The following is an 11,916-nucleotide window of genomic DNA, read 5'->3' as shown; positions in this document are numbered from 1 at the left end:
CACTCCTCGGCCTCGTATATATTGTGATCATACGCTCCGACATGCAGGAAGAACATTGACATTAAGCGGTTCTTGATGGACGATCTTCGGATTCCCCCATAACCAAAGAGAGCACCAATCCACTGAATAATTCAGTGAAAGGTACTCTCTGATCGATCTCGATTAACTTATCTGCGGCGTGCAAAATCCACAAATCTGAACTTGTCCGGCCGGTGCCTCGACTCCGTATACTGAAATTGACTGGCATCCTCCAGGTACACCTGGCTCCTCACCACAACTACATTGTGGAAACCTTCAAGGTCAAGTAATTCCCTGTCCTCAGCGGTGGGTTCTTCCACCAGAATCTCTTTCTTGGCAAACGAAATGGAAAGCCCCAGCTCTTGCTCAATGTACTGATAGATGGAATCATTACAGATCTCTTTGCTGAGCCCAGGAACAAGCCGCTGACTAATGTAATCTTTGTCCAGTATGACATGCTCTCCATCCACTTTGCGCACACGTCTGATCTCCCAGACCCGTTCATTCAGACCAAAGTTAATTTTCTTGTGCAACGCCTGATTGACCTGCTGCTCCTCAAAAACCTTCACATACGTTTGAGCACGATGTCCCATTTTTTTGGCCAATTCCTTGAAGCTAACCAGACCTGAGATGGGAAAATCGATCTTGCGTATGTCCAGTACAATCGAGCCCTTGCCTTGAATCTTCTGAATATAACCTTCTTCGTACAACATTTTCAATGCTTTGCGGATAGTCTCTCGAGACGTTTGATAACTTTCCGATAGATCCAGTTCCGATTGAAGCAGCGTCCCTGCCTCAATCTCTCCGGTCCGAATACGATCTGCAATATCTTCATATATCCGGATAAATTTATTATTCATTATTCATCACCATTGTTCATTACCCTTTTTTATCATATTGGCAACCTATTATAACATTAAAAACCAATCAAGCGGTAATGTCATTACTTCCGATGAATGTAGTATCACATGTAAGAATCAATTTAATCTAGATATGACGATTCAACGCTGACGCTTTCTCCACTTGATCTGTACCGTTCTCATCCATGACTTGAATCAGCTTATTTAAGCGGAAGATCAGCGCTGCAGCTTCGGATCTGCTTAAGTGCTGCATGGGACGGAAGCTGCCGTCTTCATATCCGGTAATCATGTACAAACCTGCAAGTTCCTGCACTTCTTCTTTGGCCCAATCAGATACATCAGTCTGGTCGGTAAATGCTCTTGGGGAAGTCAGCGGTTCCGGTCTGATTTTACGGACTACATTTGCTATAATCTTGGATGCCTGTTCACGGGTTACCAGTGCATGTGGAGCAAATTTCCTATTCCCCATCCCTTGAACCATCTCATGGTGAACGGCTGCCTTAATCTCTGGAGCGAACCAATCATCGTCGTTTACATCCTGAAATTCATGCTGTTCATTAACCGTTGTATCCACACCCATCAGACGCACGATTAATGCGGTAAATTCTGCACGCGTGATCGGACGGCGTGGTTCGAAGCGAGTTTCACTTACACCTTGAATGATATTCTGTTCTGCCAGCCAGGTAATCTGATCTTTATTGAATGTTTGGCTGATATCGATAAATTTAATATTTTTTTTCACAGGTACATCATGCTGCTCAGACGGTTCTGGTTGTGGACTCACCTCATCGGCTTGTTCCGATGTACCGTTTGGAATGGGGGTTGCACCGCCACCGCTCCAGGCGGATGGTGGATACGGAAAAGTCATGGCTGCTGCCCGTTTGCTTTTACTTTTTTCACCTGCTGAATTCTCCGTCCATACTTCCACCTCATAATGCTGCTCGGCATTAAGTCCTGTCCATACATGACTGCGCTGGGTGCCACGATAGATCTCACGATCTTTATGGGTGATCACAATCACCTCATTCATTGAATCCAGTTCCCAAGTGAGCTTAATCGCACTTGTGCCTTGCGCTACGGCTGCAACTGTCAGATCCTCGGAAGGCAACGTCTCGAATTCCGGAACCTGGAGCGCTTCACCCTCCCCTGCCTCATTAAATGGAATGATTGCAAAGTCAGTATAACGCTCTGCACTATTTAATTGAGATACATGTATGGATGTCTCCGTTGTCGTTCCCACAAGCTCCTCATTTCGATAAACTCGATAACCCGCAGCACCAGGAATCAGTTCCCATACAATGTCTGCACCATACATTGAACGCCCCTCTACTACAGGAGGAGGAGAAGCACTACCGGGCAAAGTCATTGCTTGAAGGTAATAACCACCATCACTACTGCCGGAGGCATTCATGGTCTTCACTGTAAAGATATAGTTCACGCCCGGTTCGAGTTCCTCATCATCATAGAACAGTTCGTCTGCAGGAACACGAGCAATCTCCACACCATCCCGCTCAATGATAAACTGCTCGGCACCTTCCACCCGGCTCTGTTCCAATAGAAGACGAATGTGGTCCTTCGCCGAATGATACTCGACTTTGACAGGAGCTGCTGGTTTGGTCAGGACAGAATACGCCAGCTTCTCCGATGCATCTCCCTGATCATTCTCTGTGTAGATTTCAATCGAGTACTGCTTGCCTGCATCCAGTTGATCAATGATAAACTCTTTTTGTTTGCCTCGATATACTTCCATGCCATCCAGCAATACAACGAATGTTTCGTTTACATAAGGGAAATCCCATTCCAAATTAGCGTGATCAGTCTCGGGGTATATCTTCATTTCCAGTGAATCCACATGAGGTAAGGTGTAAAAAGGAGTCACGGCCATTGGGCTTCCTGAACCAGCCGTATTATAAGGAATAATCTGCACCTGATCATATCGGGTTGCACTTTCCAGATAAGTTAACTTCACATCTGTGATATCTCCTTCATCAATCGTGGTGAACATCTGATCTCCGATACGTATAGTATATCCCTCCGCACCTTGTACCTTTGGCCAAGAGATCCATCCCTCCTTTTCCCCAATCTTGCTTGCATGTAAAGGTTCATGAATGGTCGCAGGCAACGTTCTCAAGTGAACTTCGAAACCGGAATCACTCTCTCCCGTTGCATTGGATGTTTTGATGGTATACGTGTAATGCTCTCCTGGTGTCAGTCCATCATCTTCAAATGAAGTTTGATCTGCTGGAACCTTAGCAACTTCAACACCATCCCGCATAATAATGAATTGCTCTGCTCCCCGTGTTGAGCTTCCAGTCAGGTCCAGTACCGCGGTCTGATCTGCAATATGTGTTATGCCTGCCGTCTGAGGTGATATGGGTTTCGTTAAAACTTGAATCTGAATAGACTCTGACCGATGCCCATCTTCATTAATCGCAACAAGTTCGAATTCATACGCCGTGCCATCCAGCATACTATTGAGATGTACAGACGGTTCAGACACGCTCTGCACATCTCCCGTTACCCGATTACGAATCTCATATGCTGCTGCTCCCTGAACAACATCCCAAGCCAGATCCACCACATGTGTTCCGGCTTTCACTGTTATACTTTCTGCAACCAATGGCAACGTTTGAGTCATTACACTGAAAGTAAGCGGCGCACTCGTTCCACTCGTATTGACTGCCCGAATCACATAAGTGTATTTCGTTCCTGGCAACAGATCCTTGTCTACGAAATGGGTTTCACTTGAATCCATCTGAGTGATCTCTCTTCCATCCCTTTCAATGACATAATAATCTGCCCCTTGGACACCAGTGTTACTGAAATCCAGACCCAGGCTGTTTTTTGCCACATCATATACCGCAATCTTAACGGGTTTCTCAGGCAAAGTCAGCAGAGATACATCCGTCGCTTCAGAACGAGTCCCTTGTCTATTGACTGCCCATAGTTGATAGCGATGCCACGTTCCACCCTGGAGACCTGTAATCGTCGCTCCATTCTCCATTCCTCTATAGATCTCCTTGCCATTCTGCTCAATCACGTATTCAGCGGCACCTTCCACGACAGACCAGGAAACTTTTGCATGATGTACTCCTGAATCAACAAGTACTTCGGCAGGCGACACAGGTTTGGACAATCGGATGAGCTGCGCTGTCTCACCTGATCCAGAAGCATTCACAGCCTGTACTTCCAAAGCGTACTCTGTACCTGGCAACAATCCCTCAAGCATGTAGGCCAGTTCTGATGTTCTACCCATTTCTGTTCCATTGATTTTCACAATATAGAGATTCGCCGTATCTACAGCTTGCCAAGCAAGTCCCATACTTGTCTCACCAGTCGATGTGACATTAAGTCCTTCCGGCCTGCTAGGTAGCGTAAGAATTGTACTACTGGTGGATGCACCGTACCCGGCAGCATTGCCTGCCTGTACTTCATAGGTATACTCATGACTGCTTGACAGGTGGTGAACTGCGAGTTGTGTATCTGATATCTCATGGCTCTGTCCATCGATGACCACCCGATATTTCGTTGCCCCAGCTACAGGTTCCCAGCTCAAGATTGCTCCCTGTTCAGTTACTTGAACAACGTGAAGTCCCGACGGGCTCTCCGGTAGTGTTGTTCCTGATACCGAACTGCGTATCCCCTGTCCACTTCCGTTCACTGCTTGTACATCCAGTTGATAAGATGTTCCTGAACTCAGTCCCGCATAGACCCATTCTTGGGTTCCGGCAGAAACCGTTCCCGACATCTCTCCATTCAACCATAACTCATAACGATCGGCTCCTCGTACTGCTTCCCAATTCAGACGAAGGCTCGCTGTGGAAGCATCGGATACCTGTAAGCCGGACACTTGCCCAGGTAAAGTCTTGAGCAAAGGTAATCCTGCCAACGGTCCTGTTCCTGTCTCATTTCCGGCAATTAACGTATAGCTGTACTCCGTTCCGCTATCCAGACCCGAGTCCAGATACTCCGTCTGCTCTCCTTCATATATGGCTGCTCCATCACGTGAAAGACCATAATACGTTGCAGAAGTCACTGTCTGCCATTCTAATGAAATATCATGCTCCTGAATTTGAACGGCCATAAATTGTCCGGGCATTGCCGGCAGTGTGAGGAATCCGGTTCTACTGCTACCACCTGCGCCACTTTCATTCATTGCCGTTACCGAAATGTTATGAATGGTTCCTGGAACGAGGTTGCTAACATAGGGAAGGCTGCCAGGATCAGATACCGTCTGATCAAATACGGTGGCACCGTCCGAAGTAGTCACGATGATGCGGTAAGCATCTGCTCCTCGTACTGAATCAAAATGAATTTCGGCCAGATTGGGCTGTGAATCTACTTTTCGAACGTGCAATGTTCCGGGAGCTGCCGGGGTAGTTAATACTTGAGCGCTTACTGCATCACTTACTCCGGTATGGTTTCTCACTCTAACTTCATATTCATAGACCTGACCACCGCTTAGGGAGTGATCGATTATACTGTGGTTAGGATAATCCAGTGTCCATGACTGTCCTGTTGTTTTATTCGTTATCTCATACTGATATCCATCGGTATACCTTTCCCCAGTCGGCAAATCCACTGTAAGTTCAGCTGATGTCTCAGCGATCTGTGTCATTCTCACATGACTCGGTTGCTGGGGCTTGCGTTGAATATGGTAAGGTGATGAAGTTGTCTCATATGTATTCCCTGCTCTGTCCATGGTTTTGGCATGGATGTACCAGATGCCTTCCGATTCGATGGATATTTGATGCTCATCAGAGCGAGCTTCAAGCCAATGCTCCGGTGATTCTGCACTGTTCGTAACTTGATAGAATCGTTCCAGTTCCTGAATGCCTGAGTGGGCATCGGCATACTGAATGGTAGTGGATATGTCCGTGTCCGTCCAGCCATGTCCGTTCGGTGCAAATGTAATCGTTGGAGCCATCTGATCCACATAGGCGATTCGACTCACTTCCTTGCTCACATTACCAACGGTATCTCTTGCTCGGGCCCGAATGGTGGTAGCGCCGTTTGTACTAACTGTACCGCTACTTCCTGTCATATACGGGGCATCATTCATGCTGTATTCATAGGATATCGCTTGTTCATCCACACTTCCAGCGATAGTGAATTGCACATGTTCTTTACTCCATCCAGAAGGACTTAAACTAATCACCGGCTCGGTTGGAGCTGTCTTGTCAATTCGAACTGTAGCCTGAGCGGACGTGCTTATGTTGCCTACACGGTCAATTGAGCGTGCATATACGATCGTTTCTCCCTCATCGGTAACCGTCACTTCACCCGTATAATCGATCCAAGGACCTTCTTTGTTAAGTCGATATTGACTCTTGGCAAGCCCACTGCCCGCATCTTCACCACTGTTTATCGCAAAAGTTACATCCTCATTCGTCCAATCCTCTTCACTTAACGCAATCGTTGGTTGCTCAGGCCCAGTCTTGTCGATTCTGGCTGTTGCCGAAGTGGAAGCACTGACATTGGCGGCCCGATCAACACTTCGTGCGTAAATCTCGGTTATCCCTTCTTCACTTAGTGTAAGAGGAGCCTTATAGTCGATCCATTCTCCCTCACTTCCCAGCTTATATTGTGTCAGACCAATGCCACTTGCTTCGTCCGTACCCACCGTTAATGTCACGATTACCGCCGCTTTTGTCCAATCGGGCGGATTCAGCGAGATAACGGGAGGCGTTGGTGCCGTCCGATCTACCCTAGCTGTCACAGCCGTTTCCTGTCCTGTATTACCAAACGCATCAATACTGCGTGCCATAACAGTTGTGTTGCCTTCACTGTTTACGGTAAACGGATCGCTATATTCACGCCATTCTCCTGCCGGACCAACTTTAACTTCAGTCTTCTGAGTTCCGCTCAAAGCATCCTTTCCTTCTTCAACCGTGACGAGAACATCTTCCTTGGTCCATGAGGATGGAGTAACTGTAACGGAAGGAGCAGTTGGACCCGTTGTATCTTTAATCATCTCTCCAGCGGATATAAACGGGGTCTGTATCCCTTCACCATTCAGTGCCGCCACAAGAACTTCATATTTTCCATCCGCGAGTCCGGTCAGGGCAAATTCTGTACGTGTGGAAGTTGTTGTTCCCGTTGCGAGGACTTGCCCACCTGGACTGCGTATTTCCGTTTTGTAATGAGTGCCCGCAGGGTTACTATTATTATTCCAACTCGCTGTAACAGAGTTGCCTGATTGTGTCACAGCCGCAGCAGCGGGTGGATTCGCCAATGTATATTTGGTGGATGGACTGGAGTACCCCGTGAAGGAACCACTTGAATTTTTGGCACGTACAGCAAAAGAATAACTGGTATTCGGAGTGAGCCCTGTCACCTGCCGACTGTTTGACGCACCTGTATCCACGATCTGATTCGTGGTCATATTCTTCAGCTCATATGTAACAGAGGCGTCATTGGCCTTCTTATCCCAGTTGACCGTCAAGTTATTAGGGTTAACCAGTGTATAAGTCGGCGTTCCAGGCACAACAAAACTTCTAACCGTAAAGTTAACGGTTCCTGCTGAGGACACCCCACCTTTGTCATCCATGACCCATACTTGCAATGTGTGCGTACCATCTGGCAGGGTGTCAGGCAATGTGTAGTTAGTGTTGAAAGACTGATTTGAACCCGTCGCGGTCATCTGGGTCAAAATGTTCTCAGACCCACCATCAATGGACCATTTCACGGTCAATAGGTCTCCTACATCCGTATCTCGCGTTGTACCAGAGATCTGAAGTTGCTCGCCTTTGTAATACGTTTGCCCCGAAGAAGGAGCCGTTAGTGTAAATGAAGGCGGAACGTTCTGAGGGCCGATTCCCACGATCGTTGAAAATTTGCGTGAAGCCTGATTCGCTGTTGCTTTGGCATTCCACCAGAATTGCGCAGCTGTATCACTCGCCGTAACGGTCTGCCCTGTAGTGAATGACGAAGGTGAAGAACCCCCTGTTAGCTGCGCATTGTCCGGACCGCTGTACTGTCCCATGTATATGCGATCTGCATTCACAACATTGTACGTATTCGCATAAAAAGCCGTGACCTGAACGCCGCCGCTGTAATTGCGCCATCCATTCTCGATGACTTCAAACGGAGATGCATCATTGCCATTCACCATCGTATCCCAATAAAATGTTCCACCCAAATTCAGTGCCGATCCACTGCGGTTGATGGCTTCCAGTTCAACCTTCATGTATCCACCTTGTGAGGTAGCATTAACGATAGATACACGCAAAATATATTCGACATTGTCCTTTTGCCGGGACATTTCAATCACATTATTGTTAATTCGGTAATAATTAAGCGGCAATGTTTTGAAGTTCACGGGTGATCCATTATGGTCGATAATGGTGGATACATTCCCTGTATCACCACCGTAAAATACATTTGTGTTTGGTAGTAATACAATTCTGTATTTACCATCACTGTTCATCTCCACTTTCACCTTGGAGGACTGTACAGCCTTCATGCTGGACGTATCGGATACAATCCCGATGGTTTCAACCGTTTCAGCCATTACCGTCGTTGCGCCCCATTCAAGCAACAGGGCTTGAGGTGATAATAACGCAAATGCCAGTACCACTTTGGTTAATTGTTCCGCTTGTTTCTTCACACGTTTTCCTGATTTCTTCAACGTCTACTCTCCTTTTTGGCACACAAAAAAAAGGAGGCACCCCAACAAAGGAACGATGTCCTAAGTTGGGGTGCCTCCCCTAACAAGTGTCATTTTTTCTTGATTATAACGATTAAGCGCATGAATGTAAACACTTGATCATGAACGCCTTACTTCTCATTTCTCATCTCTGATCTTTAATAACGCTTCGTCTAGTGCGCCAACGACCTTGTCACACCATACATCAAATTCCGGATCTTCGGTCTGTAATTCAGGATGCGCCAGAATGTGCTCAATCGTACGTCGAATGCCCTGATCAGCTCTTGTCGTTGCTACAAATTCCGGAACAAGCCGCTTCAGCTTGCTGTTATCAAAGACAACGGTATTGGCTTTGTCACCCAGCAATCCGCCGCGAAGATCCTGATCACTGCATGCGGCCAAGAACTCAGAGGGTACATGCACCGCATGAAGCTTAACGCCCAACACACCAGCTATAATCTCATGAATCTGATTCCAGGTGACGGATTCATCCGAGGTGATATGTACCGATTCACCAATGGCATGGATATTTCCCATAAGCCCGATAAACCCTTTGGCAAAATCAGTATTGTGCGTAATGGTCCACAGTGAGGTGCCATCTCCGTGGATGATAACGGGTTTTCCTTCACGGATACGCTTGAGAACCTGCCAGCTGCCTTGAGCACCATGAACACCGAGAGGTACCGATTTGTCGCCATACGTATGGCTCGGACGCACGATGGTAACAGGAAACCCATGCTCGCGGTATTGTTTCATCAGATAGTCTTCACAGGCAATCTTGTTGCGAGAATACTCCCAGTATGGATTCGATAAGGGCGTACCTTCCGTGATCCGGTAATCAGCCAGAGGAGTCTGATACGCTGATGCTGAACTTATAAATATAAACTGCTTGGTTTTATCCTTGAACAAACGGTAATCTCGCTCCAATTGAGACGGTACAAAAGCGATAAAGTCTGCCACAACATCAAATTCCAGATCAGCTATCAGTTCCGCTACACGTGTCTCGTCATTAATGTCCGCTTGAAGTACGTTGACCTCACTAGGTAAGTCATCGTTATGATTGCCGCGATTAATTAAATACAGTTCACAGCCTTGCTGTGCAAGCATCTCCGTAATGGCCGTACTGATGGTGCCTGTCCCTCCAATAAATAGCGCTTTCATTTCGCCACCTCCTGATCGATTTTACCCACTTTTCCATGATATCACGCACCAAAAAAAGGAGCAAAGCTCGGTGACCCGAAACTTTGCTCCTTCTGTTTATACGACCTTAATCGTTGCATATATCATGTACATGCCGCAATGGATCTCATATTCTCCCTTGGGCAGATCTTTGTCGACCGTATAATAATTGGGTCCCTTTTGCATGTATAGATCCATGCCAAGCTTTTGTGATCCTACTGATTTCACATGTGTAACCGACCGGGTCAGAATAAAGTTGATTTTGGTCGGTACGCCAGCTTTCACCTCGATAACGTCTGGTCCAAAACCATCGTTGCTCACGTCCACATCAATGACTTCATATCCCTTCAAATCCTCCGCAGTCTCGGCTTGTGCTGTTACTGCACTTCCCGATCCCGGGGATACGTCTTTGCCCATAAAATAAACCAAAAATGATCCAAGCAGTACAACAACGGTCAGACCCAGCGTTAACCAAGGCCATGTTTTTCCAAACCAGCTTTTCATATAAACACTCCTCATTCGATGTCCCATCAATATTCAATCCACAGACGGATGTATTCTTTAAGCATACCTGATTCGCATGACAATGAAAATGACCCCTCTGGGCTATTGCGGTTGAGCTATATAAGTGGAACTAAAGAATATTTACACTGGACACTCCGATGACAGAACAACCTTTCGATCGCTGTTATCCCCAGATTTTTTGATTTCCTTTTTCAAAGGGTAAAATCCGGGAATAGCGTATGCTTCCGATGTAGCTTTCTTGCAGAAAGCTTGTAGGCGCACGCTTCGCTTCTTCAGATTATTTCTGTCCTCTCCGTTTCGTGTAAATGTTTAGTTCAATTTATATAGAATATTTCAATAGAAAAAGCCTGATTTCTCAGGCTTATCTACGGGTATTCCCGTTCATGCTTTGCAATATCCCTTTTTGTATAACTCAGGAATATATCGGTGTATTCCGACTTCGTCTCATGCGTAATTTATACAACTCTGGCAGGGCTACACCAATGAGCACTATAATAACTCCGAACCATTGCAATCCGCTGACATGCTCATGGAGCACGATTGAGGATAACAAAACTGCAATTGGAAGCTCCACTGCACCCAGGATTCCGGCCATGTCACCACCAATATGCGGAACGCCGATAGCGAACAGTACTGGTGGAATGAATGCCCCGAAGAATCCGAGTAGCAATCCAAATACAAGCAATTGGCTCCAGATCAATCCGTTAAAGAGGAATGTCGGCGGGAACAAAATGCACAGCAGGATCAATCCGCCTGTAACCATCCACGCACTGCGGAAGGCTGGATGCGCTGAAGGAACCGCTTTGCCGCTGAACAAGACAAACAGGGAATAACTTACGGCTGCCATTAGCCCAAGAGCAATACCCAGACCGTTGAACTCACCCAATCCTTGTTCCAGGAAACCCGCTGCCAGCAAGGTTCCACCGAACAGAATGATCAACGTCAGGAACGTGACTTTGTCTGGACGTTGTCGTTTGCTTATCGCCTGAATCAATACACTAATCCAAGTGAACTGGAACAACAGGATAATGGCAAGTGAAGCCGGAATGTAACGCAAAGACTGATAATACACGAGACCTGTAATTACGGTTGGTGTTCCAGCAGCCATCAATATCAGACGTTGTTTCCACGTCAACCGCTTGAATACCTGTGCCACGGCTCCTGATGCTTTGCCATTTGCCTGTGACTTACGTTTTGTTCTAAATCTTGTGTATAGCGCCAGCATCCAGGATAGAAGAAAACCCGTGATCAGCTGTGCTCCCACAACCTCTCCAAGTTTATATCCTTCGCCGTACGCCAGAACCACAATCGTGGATAATATGCCATAGCTCATCGCTCCCGCGAGAACGGACAGATAATATTTCATTGTGAATAAACCTCCTGATGATAAGAAAAATACGCCCGCATGTTGGTTCATGCCAATGTCACAGACACCATCTAAATGCAAAAAATCCTAACTACGAGCAAGGAATACATTGATTCCTTGGCATCGTAGTTAGGAAGTATAGGCTTCCCGTAGAGACCCTCGCCCTGTGTACACTTTCGGCCTGCGAGGTTATACGAAATGATATATGCAATTTGATGTAATTCGTGTGTGACGACTTTTCATATATTACATGGGAGGTGAGATGGTGTCAACCCTATTCCGTCTAAAAAGTTGAACTACATTATTACACCGAGTCGCTT

Annotated in this window: 5 protein-coding genes and 1 riboswitch; all 5 genes read right to left on the bottom strand. The window is 46.6% G+C overall.

The genetic code is table 11. The annotated features are described in order from the left end of the window. Nucleotides 1-167: 167 nt before the first annotated feature. The gene (gene treR, locus ACE04G_RS15125) at nt 168-878 is read right to left on the bottom strand and encodes a trehalose operon repressor (RefSeq protein ID WP_221819552.1); all 711 of its coding nucleotides are present in this window, start codon (nt 876-878) and stop codon (nt 168-170) included. A 127-nt stretch (nt 879-1,005) separates the two neighbouring features. Next, the gene (locus ACE04G_RS15120) at nt 1,006-8,508 is read right to left on the bottom strand and encodes a fibronectin type III domain-containing protein (protein WP_449004473.1); all 7,503 of its coding nucleotides are present in this window, start codon (nt 8,506-8,508) and stop codon (nt 1,006-1,008) included. A 156-nt stretch (nt 8,509-8,664) separates the two neighbouring features. Then, complete coding sequence (locus ACE04G_RS15115) at nt 8,665-9,687, bottom strand: SDR family oxidoreductase (RefSeq protein WP_221819554.1); 1,023 nt, start codon at nt 9,685-9,687, stop codon at nt 8,665-8,667. A gap of 96 nt (nt 9,688-9,783) precedes the next feature. After that, entirely contained in the window at nt 9,784-10,209 is a 426-nt protein-coding gene (locus ACE04G_RS15110) for a cupredoxin domain-containing protein (RefSeq protein WP_074094860.1), read from the bottom strand. Nucleotides 10,210-10,642: 433 nt separating this feature from the next. Further along, on the bottom strand, nt 10,643-11,596 hold the full coding sequence (locus ACE04G_RS15105; RefSeq protein WP_221819555.1) for an EamA family transporter: 954 nt from the start codon (nt 11,594-11,596) through the stop codon (nt 10,643-10,645). A 106-nt stretch (nt 11,597-11,702) separates the two neighbouring features. Next, a riboswitch (purine riboswitch) is annotated at nt 11,703-11,813 on the bottom strand. Nucleotides 11,814-11,916: the final 103 nt, after the last annotated feature.

This window comes from Paenibacillus sp. AGC31 (genome assembly GCF_057334655.1).
This window is presented reverse-complemented; position numbering and strand designations above follow the sequence as displayed.

Bases quoted from the DNA above. Each gene is read 5' to 3' on its own strand.
- treR (WP_221819552.1), bottom strand. From the start codon at position 878: ATGAATAATAAATTTATCCGGATATATGAAGATATTGCAGATCGTATT.
- ACE04G_RS15115 (WP_221819554.1), bottom strand. From the start codon at position 9,687: ATGAAAGCGCTATTTATTGGAGGGACAGGCACCATCAGTACGGCCATT.
- ACE04G_RS15110 (WP_074094860.1), bottom strand. From the start codon at position 10,209: ATGAAAAGCTGGTTTGGAAAAACATGGCCTTGGTTAACGCTGGGTCTG.
- ACE04G_RS15105 (WP_221819555.1), bottom strand. From the start codon at position 11,596: ATGAAATATTATCTGTCCGTTCTCGCGGGAGCGATGAGCTATGGCATA.